At 64.2% G+C, this 16,500-nt stretch carries 18 protein-coding genes and 1 riboswitch; of the genes, 4 read left to right on the forward strand and 14 right to left on the reverse strand.

All coding sequences use genetic code 11. The annotated features are described in order from the left end of the window. Window positions 1-17: 17 nt before the first annotated feature. Complete coding sequence (gene fabB, locus TP2_RS00380) at window positions 18-1,247, reverse strand: beta-ketoacyl-ACP synthase I (RefSeq protein ID WP_038072175.1); 1,230 nt, start codon at window positions 1,245-1,247, stop codon at window positions 18-20. Between the two features lie 32 nt (window positions 1,248-1,279). Then, complete coding sequence (gene fabA, locus TP2_RS00385; protein WP_038072177.1) at window positions 1,280-1,789, reverse strand: bifunctional 3-hydroxydecanoyl-ACP dehydratase/trans-2-decenoyl-ACP isomerase; 510 nt, start codon at window positions 1,787-1,789, stop codon at window positions 1,280-1,282. Window positions 1,790-1,937: 148 nt separating this feature from the next. Here fabA and irrA point away from each other — a divergent pair, with 148 nt between their 5' ends. Beyond that, window positions 1,938-2,363: an iron response transcriptional regulator IrrA gene (gene irrA, locus TP2_RS00390; RefSeq protein WP_038072180.1), complete on the forward strand. Its 426-nt coding sequence runs from the start codon at window positions 1,938-1,940 to the stop codon at window positions 2,361-2,363. Between the two features lie 17 nt (window positions 2,364-2,380). Here irrA and TP2_RS00395 read toward each other — a convergent pair whose 3' ends face one another. Genes TP2_RS00395 through thiB form a run of 3 tightly spaced genes read right to left on the reverse strand, consistent with a single transcriptional unit; the run spans window position 2,381 to window position 5,575 of the window. Next, a complete protein-coding gene (locus TP2_RS00395) occupies window positions 2,381-3,073 on the reverse strand; it encodes a thiamine ABC transporter ATP-binding protein (protein ID WP_038072182.1) in 693 nt (230 codons plus the stop codon). Beyond that, the gene (locus tag TP2_RS00400) at window positions 3,057-4,607 is read right to left on the reverse strand and encodes an ABC transporter permease family protein (protein ID WP_038072184.1); all 1,551 of its coding nucleotides are present in this window, start codon (window positions 4,605-4,607) and stop codon (window positions 3,057-3,059) included. The genes TP2_RS00395 and TP2_RS00400 overlap by 17 nt, the downstream gene beginning before the upstream one ends. Then, entirely contained in the window at window positions 4,583-5,575 is a 993-nt protein-coding gene (gene thiB, locus TP2_RS00405) for a thiamine ABC transporter substrate binding subunit (RefSeq protein WP_038072186.1), read from the reverse strand. The genes TP2_RS00400 and thiB overlap by 25 nt, the downstream gene beginning before the upstream one ends. A 36-nt stretch (window positions 5,576-5,611) precedes the next feature. Further along, window positions 5,612-5,718: riboswitch (TPP riboswitch) on the reverse strand. Window positions 5,719-5,933: 215 nt separating this feature from the next. Between thiB and aroC the strand changes: the two genes are divergently transcribed. Continuing rightward, entirely contained in the window at window positions 5,934-7,034 is a 1,101-nt protein-coding gene (gene aroC, locus TP2_RS00410; RefSeq protein WP_038072188.1) for a chorismate synthase, read from the forward strand. Between the two features lie 220 nt (window positions 7,035-7,254). Then, window positions 7,255-7,875 (forward strand): TetR/AcrR family transcriptional regulator, encoded by a 621-nt coding sequence (locus TP2_RS00415; RefSeq protein ID WP_038072191.1) that lies wholly within the window; start codon window positions 7,255-7,257, stop codon window positions 7,873-7,875. Here the strand turns inward: TP2_RS00415 and TP2_RS00420 are convergent, their stop codons facing one another. The 6 genes from TP2_RS00420 to TP2_RS00445 form a co-directional block, all read right to left on the reverse strand. Continuing rightward, a complete protein-coding gene (locus TP2_RS00420; RefSeq protein WP_051692077.1) occupies window positions 7,876-8,649 on the reverse strand; it encodes an NYN domain-containing protein in 774 nt (257 codons plus the stop codon). 162 nt (window positions 8,650-8,811) lie between these two features. Further along, window positions 8,812-9,618: a cytochrome c1 gene (locus TP2_RS00425; RefSeq protein WP_038072193.1), complete on the reverse strand. Its 807-nt coding sequence runs from the start codon at window positions 9,616-9,618 to the stop codon at window positions 8,812-8,814. Between the two features lie 20 nt (window positions 9,619-9,638). Continuing rightward, the gene (petB, locus tag TP2_RS00430) at window positions 9,639-10,955 is read right to left on the reverse strand and encodes a cytochrome b (protein WP_038072195.1); all 1,317 of its coding nucleotides are present in this window, start codon (window positions 10,953-10,955) and stop codon (window positions 9,639-9,641) included. A gap of 12 nt (window positions 10,956-10,967) precedes the next feature. Further along, on the reverse strand, window positions 10,968-11,528 hold the full coding sequence (gene petA, locus TP2_RS00435) for a ubiquinol-cytochrome c reductase iron-sulfur subunit (RefSeq protein ID WP_038072198.1): 561 nt from the start codon (window positions 11,526-11,528) through the stop codon (window positions 10,968-10,970). Between the two features lie 319 nt (window positions 11,529-11,847). After that, a complete protein-coding gene (locus TP2_RS00440; protein ID WP_038072201.1) occupies window positions 11,848-12,561 on the reverse strand; it encodes a response regulator in 714 nt (237 codons plus the stop codon). Beyond that, the gene (locus TP2_RS00445; RefSeq protein ID WP_038072204.1) at window positions 12,561-13,058 is read right to left on the reverse strand and encodes a MarR family winged helix-turn-helix transcriptional regulator; all 498 of its coding nucleotides are present in this window, start codon (window positions 13,056-13,058) and stop codon (window positions 12,561-12,563) included. The genes TP2_RS00440 and TP2_RS00445 overlap by 1 nt, the downstream gene beginning before the upstream one ends. A gap of 153 nt (window positions 13,059-13,211) precedes the next feature. Between TP2_RS00445 and TP2_RS00450 the strand changes: the two genes are divergently transcribed. Beyond that, window positions 13,212-14,081: a branched-chain amino acid aminotransferase gene (locus TP2_RS00450; RefSeq protein ID WP_038073196.1), complete on the forward strand. Its 870-nt coding sequence runs from the start codon at window positions 13,212-13,214 to the stop codon at window positions 14,079-14,081. Between the two features lie 95 nt (window positions 14,082-14,176). On the opposite strand, the gene TP2_RS00455 is transcribed toward TP2_RS00450, so the two are convergent. From TP2_RS00455 to queG, 3 genes are all read right to left on the reverse strand, one after another. Further along, on the reverse strand, window positions 14,177-14,362 hold the full coding sequence (locus TP2_RS00455; protein WP_038072207.1) for a hypothetical protein: 186 nt from the start codon (window positions 14,360-14,362) through the stop codon (window positions 14,177-14,179). A gap of 99 nt (window positions 14,363-14,461) precedes the next feature. Beyond that, window positions 14,462-15,403 carry a DMT family transporter gene (locus TP2_RS00460; RefSeq protein WP_038072210.1) on the reverse strand — a complete coding sequence of 314 codons (942 nt, stop codon included), beginning with the start codon at window positions 15,401-15,403 and terminating at the stop codon, window positions 14,462-14,464. A gap of 43 nt (window positions 15,404-15,446) precedes the next feature. Beyond that, window positions 15,447-16,472, reverse strand: coding sequence for a tRNA epoxyqueuosine(34) reductase QueG (gene queG / locus TP2_RS00465; RefSeq protein ID WP_240473673.1), 1,026 nt, complete (start codon window positions 16,470-16,472; stop codon window positions 15,447-15,449). Between the last annotated feature and the right edge of the window lie 28 nt (window positions 16,473-16,500).

The following is a 16,500-nucleotide window of genomic DNA, read 5'->3' on the forward strand; positions in this document are numbered from 1 at the left end:
GCCGCCGTTTCTTGCCGTTAGTCGCGATATTTGCTCATCACGAGCGACGCATTGGTGCCGCCGAATCCGAAGCTGTTCGACAGGACCGAGTCGAGCTCGATGTCGTCGATGCGCTGCGTTGCGATCTCTTCCGGTTTGATCGCCGGATCGAGCTCGGTGATGTTGGCCGACGCCGCGATGAAGTTGTTCTGCATCATCAGCAGCGAATAGATCGCCTCATGCACGCCGGTCGCGCCGAGCGAATGGCCGGTGAGCGATTTGGTGGACGAGATCTTCGGCACGTTGCCCTCGCCGAAGACGCGGCGCACGGCCTCGATCTCGGTCACGTCGCCCGCCACCGTCGAGGTGCCATGCGCGTTGATATAGGAGACCTTGCGGCCTTCGGGCAGCGTCGAGACGGCGAGCTTCATCGAACGCTCACCACCCTCGCCCGAGGGGGCCACCATGTCATAGCCGTCCGAGGTCGCGCCGTAGCCGGTGACTTCGGCATAGATCTTCGCGCCACGCGCCTTGGCGTGCTCAAGCTCTTCGAGCACGACAACGCCGCCGCCGCCCGCGATCACGAAGCCGTCGCGGGTCGCGTCGAAGGCGCGCGAGGCGGTCTCGGGCGTGTCGTTATACTTGGACGACATCGCGCCCATCGCGTCGAAGAGGCAGCTCAGCGTCCAGTCGAGTTCCTCGCCGCCGCCGGCGAAGACGATGTCCTGCTTGCCCATCTGGATCAGTTCGGCCGCGTTGCCGATGCAATGCGCCGAGGTCGAGCAGGCCGAGGTGATCGAGTAGTTCACACCCTTGATCTTGAACGGCGTTGCGAGGCAGGCCGAGTTCGTCGAGCTCATGCAGCGGGTGACCATGAACGGGCCCATGCGCTTGGGCGAGCCCTTCTCCATGACGATCCGGTGCGCCTCGAAGAAGTTCGAGGTCGACGGACCGCCCGAGCCCATGATCAGGCCGGTGCGCGGGTTCGAGATGTCGCCGTCTTCCAGACCGCTATCGGCCAGCGCCTGCTCCATCGCGATGAAGTTATAGGCGGCACCCGGGCCCATGAAGCGCAGGTTGCGCTTGTCGATATGGTCCTCGAGCACGATCTGCGGCTGACCTTTGACCTGCGAACGGAAGCCACGCTCGGCATAGTCCTCGGCGAAGACGATGCCGGATTTCCCGGCCTTCAGGCTGGCGGTGACTTCTTCGGCATTGTTGCCGATGGGCGAGACGATGCCCAAACCGGTGATGACGACGCGGCGCATGACGGGCCTCCTGTCTTTTCTCGAATTGGGGGTCAGCTCTCGGAGAGCGCGACCTTCATATCCTTGACCTGGTAGATGATCTCGCCATCGGCCTCGACGATCCCGTCGGCGACGCCCATGGTCAGCCGGCGGGTCTGCACGGCCTTGGTGAAATCGACCTTGTAAGTCAGCATTTTGCGATCCGGGCGGACCATGCCGGTGAGCTTCACTTCGCCCACGCCGAGCGCATAGCCGCGGCCCAGCCAGCCACGCCAGCCGAGGTTGAACCCGGTGAGCTGCCACAGACCGTCGAGGCCGAGGCAGCCGGGCATGATCGGGTTGCCGGGGAAATGGCATTCGAAGAACCACAGGTCAGGCGTGATGTCGAACTCGGCGACCACATGGCCCTTGCCGTGCAGACCGCCATCGCCCGAGATCTCGGTGATGCGATCCATCATCAGCATCGGAGGCGCCGGAAGCTGCGCATTGCCGGGGCCGAACAGCTCCCCGCGTGCGCATTTCAGAAGATCCTCTTTCCCGAAGCTCGTCGGAAACCCTGCCATTGGCGCTCCTTCCCGGTTTTGGCGTGCTTTTCAAACCCTCTATCACCGCGCGGCTGAGCGGCGCAAGGGCAACGGCGTGGGGGCTTCTTCCGGGTTCCATTGAAACCCGAGGCGAAAAGTCGCATATAGGATAGAGAGGAGAGGTGACATGGCTGTGAAAAGCTCGACAGAACAGCGTCGCGGGCAGGATTGGCTCGCTAAGGGGGGGCTGCGCCCAACCCGTCAGCGTCTTGCGCTGGCCACGCTTCTCGTGGGCGATGGCAACAATCGTCACGTCACCGCCGAAAGCCTCTATGCCTCCGCTCTCAAACGCGGCGAGAAAGTTTCGCTCGCCACTGTTTACAACACGCTCAAGGCCTTCTGCGAAGCGGGCCTGATGCACGAAATCGCGGTGGACGCCTCGCGCAGCTATTTCGACACCCGGATGGACGATCACCCGCATTTCTTCTGGGAAGATGACAACCGTCTGTCGGATGCGCCGGCCGAAGAGCTCAAGCTTCTTTCGGTGCCCAAGGCGCCGGAAGGCGCGGAGATCACCCGCGTCGACGTGGTGATCCGGGTCCGCAAGACCTGAGCCCGGGGCTGCGCCCTTTATCCCAGATAATCCTTCAGAACCGGCGGCGGATTGGCCAGTAGTGCAGCCGTGTCCTGCGGCGGATGCGCGATGCCGTCTGCGACGAGAACGGTCTGCGGGCAAAGCACACGCGCATCCTCGGGATCGTGGCTGACCATCAGCACCGTCGTTCCCTGTTCGCCTGCGATCTCGGCTACCAGCGCGAGCATTTCCGCCTTCAGCGCAGGCCCGAGAGCTGCAAAAGGCTCGTCGAGAAGCAGCATCGGCCGAGCCCGCAACAGAGCGCGTGCCAGACCCGCGCGGCTTTGCTGCCCGCCCGAGATCTGCCCCGGCTTGCGCTTGCCGAAACCGTCCAGCCCGACGCGCTCCAGGGCAGCTTCGATCCGCGCCCGCGCCGCACGGTCGATTTTGCCTTTCGGGTTCAGCCCAAGCGCGAGGTTGGTTTCGAGGTTCAGATGCGGAAAGAGGTTCTGGTCCTGAAACAGGATCGAGAGCGGGCGTTCCCCTGGCGCGGTTCCTGTGATGTCGATGCCGTCCCAGAGAACCCGGCCCGCGCGTTGCGTGAAGAACCCGGAGATCACCGAAAGCAGCGTGGACTTGCCCGCCCCCGATGGTCCGATCACCGCAACCCTGGCCCCGGTTTCGATTTCAAAATCGGCGCTCAGGCGGAAGTCGCCCTGTTCGATGAGCAGATTATCGAGGGTCAGCATGATGCCCCGCACGGTCGAGCGCCCAGAAAAGCGCGAAGGTGAGTGTCAGCAGGAGCGTCGCCGCGCCCGCCGCCTGATCCATCCGATAAGAGCCCATCAGCTGGAACAGCGCCAGCGGCAGGGTGCGGGTCTGGCCATCGGAAAAGAGCGTGATGACGCCAAGATCGCCCATTGAAAACGCCGCCGCGAGCCCTGCCGAGAAGCCCAAGGGGCGCGCGAGGCGGGGCAGCGTCAGCAGCCGCAGGCGGGCGAGGCCGCGCAGGCCCAAAGAGGCCGCGAGCCGGTCGTAATCGGCCTGAAGGGTGCGGATCTCGGGCATCAGGATACGGGTCGCGAAGGGGATCGACAGCGCGGCATTGGTCAGCAGCACCATCGGCAGGGCGAGGCTGGTGGGGTTCACGAAGGGCCGCGCGATGAGAAACGCGCCCGTGCCCATCACCAGCGCCGAGGCCGTCATCGGCAGCATCGCCGCGATCTCGGCCCAGCGGTGGCGGGTCGCGGCGAGTGCCAGCGGCAAGGCGATGATGAGCGTGACAAGGGTGGACGCAAGCGCGATCCCCAGCGAGGTCAGCGTCGCGGGCCAGATCATCGCGGGCAGCTCGGGCAGGGCCGGCAGCCCCCGGGCGAAGACCGCGCCGATCGGGGCGAGCAGGAAGGCGGCGGCGAGCAATATCGCGAGCGCATCTAGGGTTGCGCGCCCCGCGCCAACGGAGAGTTGCGGGATCGGCAGGGAGGTGCGGTCATGACCTGCGCCGAAGCTCGCGGGTGTCGTCACGCGCGCCGCGATCAGCAGCGCCGTGACCGAGATCGCGACCTGCACCAGCGCGAGGCTCGCCGCGCGGCCCATGTCGAAATCGAAGCGGAAGGCCTGATAGATCGCAAGCTCCACCGTGGTCGCGCGCGGGCCGCCGCCAAGGGTCAGGGCAACTGCGAAGGAGGTCAGGCAGACGAGGAAGATCGCAAGGGACGCGCCGGGCAGAACCGCGCGCAGCATCGGGCGTTCGAGATGGCGGGTGACCTCGGCGGGACCAAAGCGGAGGGACGCGGCGAGGCGGAACCGCTCGGTGGGGATCGCCTCCCATCCATGCAGGATCATCCGCGTCGCCAGCGGCAGGTTGAAGAAGACATGGGCGATGATCACCCCATGCGCGCCGTAGATCGAGATCGGCTCGACCCCGAAAGGCGCGAGGGCTGCGTTGACCAGCCCACGGCGTCCGAAGACGGCGATCAGGCCAAAGACGGCAACGATCACCGGCAGGATGAAAGGCGCGCCCAAGAGCGAGATCAGCAGGCCGCGCCCGGGAAAGCGGCGGCGATGCAATGCGCGCGCCACAGGGATTGCCAGGAGACAGGAGAGCAGCGCGGACAGAGCCGCCTGCCAGAGCGTGAAGCGGATCGCGGCGAGATCGGTTGCGCGCAGGCCGGTCAGCCCGCCCGCGCGGATCGCCACCGCCGCCAGCGCGCCCAGAACGAGCGCGGCCAGAGCCGCGCTCGCCAGGGCCGCGGGCGTTATTTCGCGAAGGCGCGTTGCCATTCGTCCAGCGCCGGTCCGCGCAGTTTCTCGGCCTCGTCCTCGCCCAGATAGAGCGTCTTGTCGGGCATCGGCAGGGTCTGGAAGACCTCGGGCAGCTGGTCATGCGGCAGCTTCGCCGGGAAGGACCAGTTCGCCGTCGCGATCATGCCCTGAAACTCGGGACTGAGAACGTAATCCATGAATTTCTGCGCCAGCTCCGGGTGCTTCGAGGTTTTGAGCTGCGCGACCAGCTCGGGGGTGAAGTAATGCCCCTCGGGGAAGATCGCCGCGACCTTGCTGTCATCCTTCTCCGCCATGATGTGATAGGCGGGCGAGGTGACGTAGGACAGCACCATATCGGCCTCGCCATCGGTGAACATCCCGTAGGCTTCGGACCAGCCCGGGGTCACGGTCAGCACCTTGGGCGCCATTTTCTCCCAGGCCTGTTCGGCCTTGTCGCCATAGATGTCCTTCACCCACAGCAGCAGCGACAGCCCCGCGATCGAGCTGCGCGGGTCTTCGATGACGATCTTGTAGGCATCCTTCGGCGCGTCGAGCAGCTCCTCGAAGCTCTTCGGCGGGGTCTTCAGCTTGGTCTTGTCATAGACGAAGGCGAGCTCGGACCAGTCGAAGGGCAGGAAGATCGGGTCGGTCCATTTGACCGGCATGGTGAGGTTCGAGGTGTCCTCGTTATGCGGCGCGAAGAGGCCCGTCGCGCGCGCCTTGGCGGTCACGTCGGTGTTCAGACCGATCGCGATATCGGCCTGCGTCTTGTCGCCTTCGAGCAGGATGCGCGGCAGCACATCGCCCGCCACGAATTTCAGATCGCAGTCGCAGATCGCCTCGAACCCTTTCTCGATCGCGGGGCCGGGGCCCCAATCGCTCGTGAAGTAGTCGGGCGCGTAGACGGTGAGTACGGGCTTGTCCTCTGCCGCCGCCATCGTGGCGATCAGGCTCAGGGCTCCCGCAAGCATCAGGTGGGTTTTCATGCCTCACTCCTTGGGCTTGCCGGGCGGAGTGGGGCCGGGGGATCCGGCTACCTTCCCTCCGCCGGTCTTAACCGGTTCAGGTTCAACGGGTTCGCGAAGATCGCATCTCAGCCAGCCTTGCGCCGGCACCCCGAGGTGAGGCGCAACCTAAGGGCACGCGCGGGGCGGTGCAAGTGCGAAGGCGAGGGCGTCCGGGGCAGGTCATGGTGCGATAGAGTGGTGAGAGGGCTCGCACCAAGCGCTCCGCGGCGGTGCCTCGTGGCGCGCCTTTCCTATGTCACGCACCACCATCCGCGTTGCCTCGCACCGCCCCGGTTGCTAAAGCAGACGCCGAACATACCCGATCGAGGCCGCGCCCATGTCCTTCAACACATTTGGTCACCTGTTTCGCGTCACCACCTGGGGCGAAAGCCACGGGCCCGCTCTGGGCGCGACGGTGGATGGCTGCCCTCCGGGGATCGAGATCGACGAGGGGTTCATCCAGCAATTCCTCGACCGCCGCCGTCCGGGCCAGTCGAAGGAGACGACCCAGCGCAAGGAGCCCGATGCGGTGCGCATCCTGTCGGGCGTGTTCGAGGGCAAGACCACGGGCACCACGATCCAGCTGATGATCGAGAATACCGATCAGCGTTCCAAGGATTACGGCGAGATCGCGCGGCAGTTCCGGCCCGGCCATGCCGACATCACCTACCACCAGAAATACGGTGTGCGCGACTATCGCGGCGGCGGGCGCTCGAGCGCGCGTGAGACGGCGGCCCGTGTTGCCGCTGGCGGTGTGGCGCAGGCGGTGCTGCGCCAGCTGGTCCCCGATCTGAAGATCTACGGCTACATGGTCCAGATGGGCGCCAAGCACATCAACCGCGCGCGTTTCGACCGCAGTCAGATCCTGCAAAACCCGTTCTTCATTCCCGACGCGGAAGCGGTCGACGAATGGGCCGATTACCTCGCCGCGATCCGCAAGGGACAGAACTCGGTGGGGGCTGCGATCGAGGTCGTGGCGGAAGGGTGTCCGGCGGGTCTCGGTGCGCCTATCTACGCGAAAATGGATACCGAACTCGCCGCCGCGATGATGTCGATCAACGCGGTGAAAGGTGTCGAGATCGGTGAGGGGATGGCCGCAGCGGCGCTGACCGGCGTCGATAATGCCGATGAGATGGTGATGGGTCCGGACGGGGTCGAATACCTGTCCAACCACGCGGGCGGTATCCTCGGGGGGATCACCACCGGCCAGCCGATCCTCGTACGCTTCGCGGTCAAGCCGACCTCCTCGATCCTGACGCCGCGCCGCTCGGTCAATGTCGCGGGCGAAGAGGTCGAGGTGATCACCAAGGGCCGCCACGATCCCTGTGTCGGTATCCGCGCGGTGCCGGTGGCCGAGGCCATGATGGCCTGCGTGATCCTCGATCAGTTCCTGATGGATCGCGGCCAAACGGGCGGGACGCGCGGGACCATCGGCTGAAGGTAAGGGGCGCTGCCCCTCGGCGCTTGCGCGCCTCACCCCGAGATATTTTCATCAAGAAGAAGAGAGCGTCTTTGTGCGAGGCGCGCCGCGCGTGTGTCGAAGATCGCCTTGCTGGCTGCATGGCGGGCATGACGTGACGTTGCGCCGCCTTGCGGGAGGTGAACGAGCCGGTTTATTCTGAGGGACCGGGTGAGGATGCCCGGCAGCGGAGAGGTGAATGGCGGACGCAGATCAGATCCATCGCGGGCGGAAGTTTGATCAGGTGCTCGAAGGTGCGCGGATGATCTTTCTGCGCGATGGGTATGACGGCGCCTCGGTCGACGATATCGCGAAGGAGGCGGGCGTCTCCAAGGCCACGCTCTACAGCTATTTTCCCGACAAGCGGCTGATGTTTCTCGAAGTGGCGCGGACCGAATGTCAGCGTCAGGCCGAACAGGCGAGCGAGACAATCGATTTCAGCCAGCCCCCCGAGGTGGTGTTGCCACAGGCGGCGGAGCAGATCATCGACTTCATGGCGTCCGATCTGGGGCAGGGGATTTACCGGCTCTGCGTGGCCGAGGCCGAACGGTTTCCCGATCTGGGCCGGGCTTTCTATGCCTCCGGCCCGCAGCTCGTGCATGACAAGATCTGCGCCTATCTCGAGCAGTCGGTCGCACGCGGCGAGTTGGAGATCGACGATCTCGATCTCGCGGCGCATCTCTTCGCCGAACTGTGCAAGGCCGAGCTGCATGCCAAGCTGCTCTTCGGTATGAGCTGCTGCTCGTCGCTCGACAAAGCGCGCGTGATCAAGGGCGCGGTGGAGATGTTCCTTGCGAGATATGGCAAGAAGCGCGCCTGATCAGGCCAGATCGCGCACCATCCACTGATTTCCTTCGCCGCGCTGGAGCTGGAAGCGTCCGGTCTTGATCAGCAGGTCCGAGAGCTTCGCGCTGCCATAGGTGCGGGTATCGAAATCCGGGTTCGCCTGGGTGATGAACTGGCCGAGCTGACCGAGCGAATACCATTCCTCTTCCAGGCCGATTGCCTTCATTGCGTTCACGATGATCGGGATCGCCTCTTTCGGTTCCTGTTTGCCGCCAGCGGATTTCGGCGCGCTGCCCTTGCCGGGGCTTGGTTTCGTGCTGGCGGTAGAGCTGTCGCCATTGCCGAGGTTCTCGACATAGATGAAGCGCTTGCAGGCCTTGCGGAAGGCTTCGGGCGTTTTCTGTTCGCCAATGCCGTAGACGTCGAGCCCCTGTTCGCGGATGCGCGCGGCGAGCCGGGTGAAATCGCTGTCGGAGGAGACCAGCACGAACCCGTCGAAGAGCCCCGAATGGAGGAAATCCATCGCCGCGATGACGAGGCCGATATCCGAGGCATTCTTGCCCTTGGTGTTGGCGAATTGCTGATCCGCGACGAGGCCCAGCTCGGCCACGCGCTTTGCCCAGCCTGCGAGTCGCTGCGCCGACCAGTCGCCATAGATCCGGCGCACCGAGGCCTCGCCCAGTGATGCGATCTCCTCAAAGATTGCCTCGGCATAGGAGGCGGGCACGTTATCCGCGTCGATCAGCACGCAGAGCCGCGGCGCGCGGGCCGCAGGCGAGGCATGGGGGAAATCGGGCAGGTCGGGCATTGTCTCTCCTGAGGTTGCTCCCTGTGAGTTAAGGCGCGGTCCTGTCCTTGGCAACCATTGTGACGCGGATCGTGTGGGCGCAGGGGCCGCAGCCCGCGCTCGTCGAAAGAAAAACGCCCCCTCGTTTCCGAGGGGGCGTCTGTCATCTCAATTCAGCAGCGATCACAGATCGACATGCTTGCCCTTGTGCGGGGCCCAGAGCTTCTTGTTCGTCAGGTAGAGAAGCGAGCTGAGCAGCACCAGCATGATAACGGCCACGAAGCCCCAGCGCTTGCGCGCCTCGAGCTTGGGTTCGGCCGTCCACATCAGGAAGGCCGAAATGTCCTTGGCCATCTGCTCGACGGTCGCGGGCGTGCCGTCCTCATACTCGATGAGGTCTTCCGAGAGCGGGGGCGGCATCGCGATCCAGCCGCCCGGGAAGGTGTGGTTTCCGTAGAAGAACGAGCCCGCCTCTTCCTTTTCCTCACCGGTATAGCCGGTCAGGATCGAGTAGATGTACTCGGGGCCGCCCATGCCGCGGAAGAGCTGGTTGAGGCCGAGGCCGTAGGGGCCGTGGAAGCCCGCGCGCGCCTTCGCCATCAGCGACAGGTCGGGGCCCATGCCCTCGCCGGTCACGGTCGGGAAGTGGTCGGTTTCCTTGCCCGGACGGTCCTCGCCGGTTTCCTTGTCGACCATGGTGAACTCGGCCGCATAGGCGCGAACCCAGGCCGGATCCATCATCGGGCCGCCTTCGTCGGCCAGCGTGCGGAAGGGCACGAATTTCAGGCCGTGGCAGGCCGAGCAGACCTCCCGATAGACCTGGAAGCCGCGACGCAGCTGCTGCTGGTCGAAGGTGCCGAAAGCACCCTCGAAGGAGAAGTCGACATTCTCGACATGGCTTTCGCCACCGCCCGAGGCCAGGGCGGGACCGGCGAAGAAGCCGGTGCCGATGGCCAGTGCCGAAATGGCGGAGATCAGAAGATTTTTCATTTTGCGTCCCTCTTCCTTACTCACTCGGCCGGTTTGATGTCGTAGTGATGATTGAAGTCTTCCTCGATCGTCGCGGGTAGCGGCGCCGGCTTCTCGATCAGTCCCAGCAGCGGCAGGATGATCAGGAAGTAGACGAACCAGTAGGTTGCGCCGATCAGCGAGATATAGGGGTAGATCCCGTCGGTTGGCATCGCACCCACCCACATCAGCACCACGAAGTCGATCGCGAGCAGCCAGAACCACCACTTGAACATCGGACGGTAGGCGCCCGAGCGCACTTTCGAGGTGTCGAGCCACGGCGCCAGCGCCATCACGATGATCGCACCGAACATCGCGATCACGCCGAAGAACTTCGCATCGACGATACCGAAGGTGATCCAGTTCACGAACATCACGGCCCACACATCGGCGGTGAAAGCGCGCAGGATCGCGTAGAAGGGCAGGAAGTACCATTCGGGCACGATATGTGCGGGCGTCACCAGCGGGTTCGCTTCGGTATAGTTGTCGGGGTGACCGAGATAGTTCGGCATGAAGCCCACGACCGCGGCGAAGATCAGCAGCACGACAGCCAGCGCGAAAAGGTCCTTGATCACGAAGTAGGGCCAGAAGGGCAGGGTGTCCTTCTCGGCTTCCGCCTTCGAGCCGCGACGCACGTCGACGCCGGTCGGGTTGTTGTTGCCGGTGGTGTGGAAGGCCCAGATATGGACCACGACCAGCGCGGCGATCACGAACGGCAGCAGGTAGTGCAGCGAGAAGAAGCGGTTCAGCGTCGCGTTGTCCACCGCCGGGCCGCCCAGCAGCCAGGCCTGGATGTCCGGACCGATGCCCGGGATCGCGCCGAACAGGCCGGTGATCACGGTCGCGCCCCAGAAGGACATCTGGCCCCAGGGCAGCACGTAGCCCATGAACGCGGTGCCCATCATGCACAGGTAGATGATCATGCCGACGATCCAGGTGATCTCGCGGGGCGCCTTGTAGGAGCCGTAATAGAGGCCGCGGAAGATGTGGATATAGACGGCGAGGAAGAACAGCGACGCGCCGTTCGCGTGGATGTAGCGCAGCATGTAGCCGCCATTCACGTCACGCATAATGTGCTCGACCGAGGCGAAGGCCAAGTCGACATGCGGGGTGTAATGCATCACCAGAACGATACCGGTGACGATCTGCAGCACCAGGCAGAAAGCCAGCACGATACCCCAGATCCACCACCAGTTCAGGTTCTTGGGGGTGGGGATCATGATCGTGTCATAGATCAGCCCGATAATCGGCAGGCGCGAATGCACCCATTTCTCGGCGCCCGTCTTGGGCTCGTAATGGTCGTGGGGAATGCCCGACATCTCAGTGCCTCCTCAGCCCAGCAGGATGGTGGTTTCGTCGGTGAACTGCGCCACCGGGATATCGAGGTTGCGCGGTGCGGGACCTTTGCGGATCCGCCCGGCGGTGTCGTAATGCGAACCGTGGCAGGGGCAGAACCAGCCGTGGTACTCGCCCGCGCCATTGCCGATCGGCACGCAGCCCAGGTGGGTGCACACGCCGATCATCACAAGCCATTCGCCCGCTTCGTCCAGCGTGCGGTTCTCGTCGGCCGCATCGGCGTCGGGCTTGTTCGCGTTCTCGGCGGAGGGGTCGATCAGCTCGTCGAGCGGCACTTCGCGCGCCATGTTGATCTCTTCTTCGGTCCGGCGGCGGATGAAGACGGGCTTGCCGCGCCATTTCACCGTCAGCTGGGTGCCGATCTCGACGCCCGAGACATCCACATAGATCGACGAGAGCGCCTTGACGTCGGCCGAGGCGTTCATCTGGTTCACCAGCGGCCAGACGGCCGCGCCGGTGACGACCGCGCCGGTGCCGGCGGTGGCGTAGTAGAGGAAATCCCTCCGGGAACCTGCGTTATTGTCTGCGTGGGACACGTTGTCTCTCCTTCCCGGGCCCGTGGGATGGGCCGATAGTGACGTGCCGGGGCACATCTCGCAGTGCCGCCCAACATGGCCGCTCTCATAGCAATCACGAATTTGTCAGTCCAGAAGTCATTCGGCTTCAAGACCGGCTGAACCAATGTAAATGACGCAGTTGCAACACGTCACCCCGGGTCATCCGAGCGATTAGGGGACTGCGAGCGCCAACAGTCCCGTACACGCTGTCCTGCGATCTTTTCGCCCTGCGACAAAACGAATCAATCAAGTAAAATCATATAACAATTTCACATCATTGGCCGGGCCCGTCGAAAACTCAGTCCGGGGCGAGCATGTAGCCCAGCCCGCGCACGGTCTGGAGATAGCGCGGCTCGCGCGGATCGCGCTCGATCTTGCGGCGCAGGCGGGTGATTTGCACGTCGACGGCGCGGTCGCCGCCCGAGCCGTCCTCGTTGGCTGAACGTTCGCGGCCGAGTTCCTCGATCAGCGCGGTCCGGCTGACGACTTCTCCGGCATGAGAGGCGAAGATCTTCATCAGCTGAACTTCGGTCGCGGTCAGCTTCACGGGGCTTTCGCCGTCCCAGAGCTCGCCCCGGTCCTGATCGTATTTCAGCGGCCCCAGCGAAAGGAATTTCGGGCCGGTCTCGGCATCCTGCGGCACGCGGCGCAGGATCGCGTTGATCCGCAGCAGCAGTTCCTTGGGCTCAAACGGCTTGGGCAGGTAGTCGTCGGCGCCTGCTTCGAGCCCTTCGATCCGGTCGCGGGTTTCGCCACGCGCGGTCAGCAGCAGGATCGGTGTCGCGATCGTCTTGCGCAGATCGCGGGTCAGGCTCAGCCCGTCCTCGCCCGGCATCATCACATCCATCACGATCAGGTTGAACTCGAGCCCCGACAGCAGCGAGCGCGCATGGGCGGCATCGCGCGCCGCGGTCACCAGAAAGCCGTGGCGCTGCAAGAAGCCCTTCAGCAGCGTGCGGATGCGCTCGTCATCGTCGATGATGAGCAGGTGAGGATCGGCGGAGTAGGGCATCACTCGTCTTTCATCATCTGGTAGAGCTTGTGCAGGTCCGGACCCATCATTGCCTCGAGAACCTGCCGGAAGCCAGCCACCGCCTGCGGCCCGGCCGCGCGATAGGCGGCGCGCATACGCCCGCGCTGCGCCTCCGAGAGCGCGCGCTCCAGCGCCTCGCCTGCCTCGGTCAGATGTAGCCGCCGCTCGCGCTTGTCGCGCTTGCCGACCCGACTCTCGACCAGCCCGTCCTCGATCAGCGTGCGCAGCACGCGGTTGAGCGATTGCTTGGTCACGCCCAGCACTGCGAGCAGCGTGGTCACGGTCAGGCCCGGCTGGCGATTGATGAAATGCAGCGCCCGGTGATGCGCGCGGCCATAGCCATGTTCTTCCAAAAGCCGATCGGGATCCGCAGTAAAGGCGCGATAGGCGAAGAACATCGCCTCGATCCCCTTGCGCAGCTGCTCGTCCGTCAGAAACAAAAGGGTTTCGCCCCCGGGGCTTCCGCTGTCGGCCATCTCTCTCCCTCTCTTTTCTGTGACTTTAAGTCAGCCTTGTTGACTTTCCAAGACTCAACTGGTACCGAACGGCAGTTTTCGCGCAAGAAAATGTCCGGATCGGACTGATCGCGCGCAATATTCGTAAATCGGCAGAGCCGCAAGGAGGGTATGATGGCCGGGTCGTATGAGGATCGTGACGGTAAGATCTGGATGGATGGTAAACTGGTGGACTGGCGCGACGCCAATGTCCACATTCTGACCCACGCGCTGCACTATGCCTCCTCGGTATTTGAAGGCGAGCGTTGCTATAACGGCAAGATCTTCAAAGGTGTCGAGCATTCCGAGCGTTTGCGCAAATCGGCCAACCTGCTCGATATGGAGATCCCCTATTCGGTCGAGGAGATCGAGAAGGCGAAATACGACATGCTGAAGGCCAATGGGTGGACCGACGCCTACGTGCGTGCGGTGGCCTGGCGCGGCGCGGGCGAGGATATGGGCGTCTCGGCGCGCAAGAACCCGGTTCGTCTGGCTGTGGCCGGTTGGGAATGGGGCAACTATTACGGCGATGCGAAGATGAAGGGCGCCAAGCTCGACATCGCGAAATGGCGCCGCCCCGACCCGCGCACGATCCCGGCTGAAGCCAAGGCTGCCGGTCTCTACATGATCTGCACCATGTCGAAACATGCCGCTGAGGATCGCGGCTATTCGGACGCGCTGTTCATGGATTGGCGCGGCTACGTCGCCGAGGCGACCGGCGCGAACATCTTCTTCGTGAAGGATGGCGAGGTGCACACGCCGAAGGCCGACGTGTTCCTCAACGGGATCACCCGGCGCACCGTGATCGGGCTGCTGGAAGAGAAGGGCATCACCGTGCATGAGCGCCTGATCGAGCCGACCGAACTGGCCGAGTTCGAACAGTGCTGGCTGACCGGCACCGCTGCCGAAGTCACGCCCGTGAGCCAGATCCGCGAGTTCAACTTCGAGGTCGGTGCGCTCACCCGCGATATCGCCGAGACCTACGAGAAACTCGTGCGCGCCTGAGGCGCCTCAAAAAGCGAATAAACGAAAAGGGCGCGCCAAGTCAGGCGCGCCCTTTTTTCTGTGCCGGTCTCCGCAAAGCCGCTGTGGCAATGCGCTCAGCTCGCTTTGGCCCGTTCGATCTTGAGAAACTGTTTCATGCGCGCGCCGTTGGCAGGCTGTTCGCGCTTGCTGAGTTCCAGGATCGCGGGGTGGACCCCTTCACGCCGCTGTAATTCGAGGAACCGCTTGAGACGCGAGCCATCGGATTTCGGCTTGGCGTGGTCGATGATGTGACGGGACATGGATCTTCTCCTCTTCATCGCTGCCTCTCTCTTATAGCAGAATTGCGGTGAGTCGGGGAATCTTCAGGTGACGGTTTTTCGTCGCAGGCGGAAACCGGCTCAACCCTGGGGTGTGGCGGCCTTGCGTGCGCGGCGTCGTTCCAGCCCAAGCCAATGTTCGCGCAGGATAATCGCGATCCCGGCCACGATGACCAGCGCCGCCCCCCAAAGCGTTGCAGCGGTGGGTATCTCGTTGAAAACCGAATAGCCGATCGCCAGCGCGAAGATCATGGAAGCATAGTCGAACGGCGCCACGATCGAGGCATCGGCGAAGCGATAGGCGGAGGTAAGCAGGATCTGGGCCGTTCCGCCCAGAAGTCCCGCCCCGATCAGGAGCGCCGCCTCGCGCGGGCCCGGCATCACCCAGCCGAAGGGCAGGGTCAGGAGCGAGAGCACGCTCGCGGTGGCCGAAAACCAGAACACGATGGCCGAGGCGCGTTCGGTCCCGACCATGCGCCGGATCTGGATCTGTGCCAGCGCCGCGCAGGTGGCGCCGGCCAGCGCCAGTCCCGCACCCAGCGCTTCGGTTCCCGCATTCGGCCCCTCACTGCCGAGTTTGGGCCAAAGCACGATCAGCACACCCAGAAGCCCGAGGCCAACCGCAGAAATCCGGAAAAGCCGCACCGTCTCCTTCAGCAGGAGTGCCGCGAAGACCACCGTCAGAAGCGGGGCCGCGTAGCCCAGTGCGGTTGCTTCGGGCAGGGGCAGGAATGCAAGAGAGGCAAAGCTCAACCCCATCGCCGTCGTCCCGATCACCCCGCGCATCACGTGATTGATCGGCTTGGCGACGCGCAGCCCTTGTCCCAGTTCGTGCCGCCAGGCCAGCCAGATCAGGATCGGCACGATCCCGACGAAAGAGCGGAAGAAAACCGCCTCACCTGGGGGCACCTCCGAGGCCACCGCCTTGATCATTGCCTGCATCACCACGAATCCGATCACGGCCCCGAGCTTGAGGCTGATGCCTGTCATCGGCGAGGGGGTGGGAAGTGCGGAACTGGTCATGCCCTCCAAGCTAGCGCGGCGCGCACCGCTTGCAATCGCGATTTTACGCCAGTTGTGCGCGCGCCCAGCTTGCCGCTTCGGCCACCACCGGATCAGGGTCTTCAAGATGCGCCCGCGCCGCCTCGACGAGTGACGGATCGCCCGAGTTGCCGATCGCGTAAAGGACATTGCGCAGGAACCGGTCGCGTCCGATCCGCTTGATCGGAGAGCCCGCGAACCGCGCCCGGAATGCCGCATCATCAAGCCCCGCCAGCTCCGCCAGCGGCGGCGCGCCGACGCCCCCGTGATAGCGCAGCTCGCGCGCCTCGGCGGCGAACTTGTTCCACGGGCAAACGGCGAGGCAATCGTCGCAGCCATAGATCCGGTTGCCCATCTTCGCGCGCAGCTCCGGCGCGATCGGCCCCTTATGCTCGATCGTCAGGTAGGAAATACAGCGGCGCGCGTCGAGCTGGTAAGGCGCGGGAAAGGCCTCGGTCGGGCAGATGTCGAGACAGGCCGTGCAGGATCCACAATGGCTGACCTCCGGCGCATCGGGCTCCAATTCGACGGTGGTGAAGATCGCACCAAGGAAGAACCAGTTGCCCAGATCGCGCGCGAGCAGGTTCGTATGCTTTCCCTGCCAGCCAAGCCCCGACGCCTGACCCAGCGGTTTCTCCATCACCGGCGCGGTATCGACGAAGACCTTGATCTGCGCGCCCTCGGCCTGATCGAGCAGCCAGCGCCCGACCCGCTTGAGCCGCTTCTTCACCAGATCATGGTAATCGCGGCCCTGCGCATAGGCCGAAATCACGCCGCGGTCCCGCTGCTCCAGCAGCTCCAGCGGATCATAGTCAGGCGTATAGGCCTCGGCCAGCATCACCACCGAGCGCGCCTCGGGCCAGAGCGCATCCGGCGCGCCGCGCCAGTTTTGACGCTCTTCCATCCAGCCCATCTGCCCATGCATCCCGGCGCTCACGAAGGCGTCCAGCCGCTCCGCCGCCTGAGGGATCGCATCGGGCGTGGTTACGCGCGCCTTCGAAAACCCTTCCTCAAGGGCTTTCTCGACCAGCCGTGTTTTCAATGCGTCCACGGCGATCCTTCCAATTGCTCCAAATATC

This window comes from Thioclava pacifica DSM 10166, from assembly GCF_000714535.1.
In the GTDB taxonomy this organism is placed as follows: Bacteria; Pseudomonadota; Alphaproteobacteria; order Rhodobacterales; family Rhodobacteraceae; genus Thioclava; species Thioclava pacifica.

Coding starts and splice junctions, on each gene's coding strand:
- fabB (WP_038072175.1), bottom strand. CDS start 1,247: ATGCGCCGCGTCGTCATCACCGGTTTGGGCATCGTCTCGCCCATCGGC.
- fabA (WP_038072177.1), bottom strand. CDS start 1,789: ATGGCAGGGTTTCCGACGAGCTTCGGGAAAGAGGATCTTCTGAAATGC.
- irrA (WP_038072180.1), top strand. CDS start 1,938: ATGGCTGTGAAAAGCTCGACAGAACAGCGTCGCGGGCAGGATTGGCTC.
- TP2_RS00395 (WP_038072182.1), bottom strand. CDS start 3,073: ATGCTGACCCTCGATAATCTGCTCATCGAACAGGGCGACTTCCGCCTG.
- TP2_RS00400 (WP_038072184.1), bottom strand. CDS start 4,607: ATGGCAACGCGCCTTCGCGAAATAACGCCCGCGGCCCTGGCGAGCGCG.
- thiB (WP_038072186.1), bottom strand. CDS start 5,575: ATGAAAACCCACCTGATGCTTGCGGGAGCCCTGAGCCTGATCGCCACG.
- aroC (WP_038072188.1), top strand. CDS start 5,934: ATGTCCTTCAACACATTTGGTCACCTGTTTCGCGTCACCACCTGGGGC.
- TP2_RS00415 (WP_038072191.1), top strand. CDS start 7,255: ATGGCGGACGCAGATCAGATCCATCGCGGGCGGAAGTTTGATCAGGTG.
- TP2_RS00420 (WP_051692077.1), bottom strand. CDS start 8,649: ATGCCCGACCTGCCCGATTTCCCCCATGCCTCGCCTGCGGCCCGCGCG.
- TP2_RS00425 (WP_038072193.1), bottom strand. CDS start 9,618: ATGAAAAATCTTCTGATCTCCGCCATTTCGGCACTGGCCATCGGCACC.
- petB (WP_038072195.1), bottom strand. CDS start 10,955: ATGTCGGGCATTCCCCACGACCATTACGAGCCCAAGACGGGCGCCGAG.
- TP2_RS00440 (WP_038072201.1), bottom strand. CDS start 12,561: ATGCCCTACTCCGCCGATCCTCACCTGCTCATCATCGACGATGACGAG.
- TP2_RS00445 (WP_038072204.1), bottom strand. CDS start 13,058: ATGGCCGACAGCGGAAGCCCCGGGGGCGAAACCCTTTTGTTTCTGACG.
- TP2_RS00450 (WP_038073196.1), top strand. CDS start 13,212: ATGGCCGGGTCGTATGAGGATCGTGACGGTAAGATCTGGATGGATGGT.
- TP2_RS00455 (WP_038072207.1), bottom strand. CDS start 14,362: ATGTCCCGTCACATCATCGACCACGCCAAGCCGAAATCCGATGGCTCG.
- TP2_RS00460 (WP_038072210.1), bottom strand. CDS start 15,403: ATGACCAGTTCCGCACTTCCCACCCCCTCGCCGATGACAGGCATCAGC.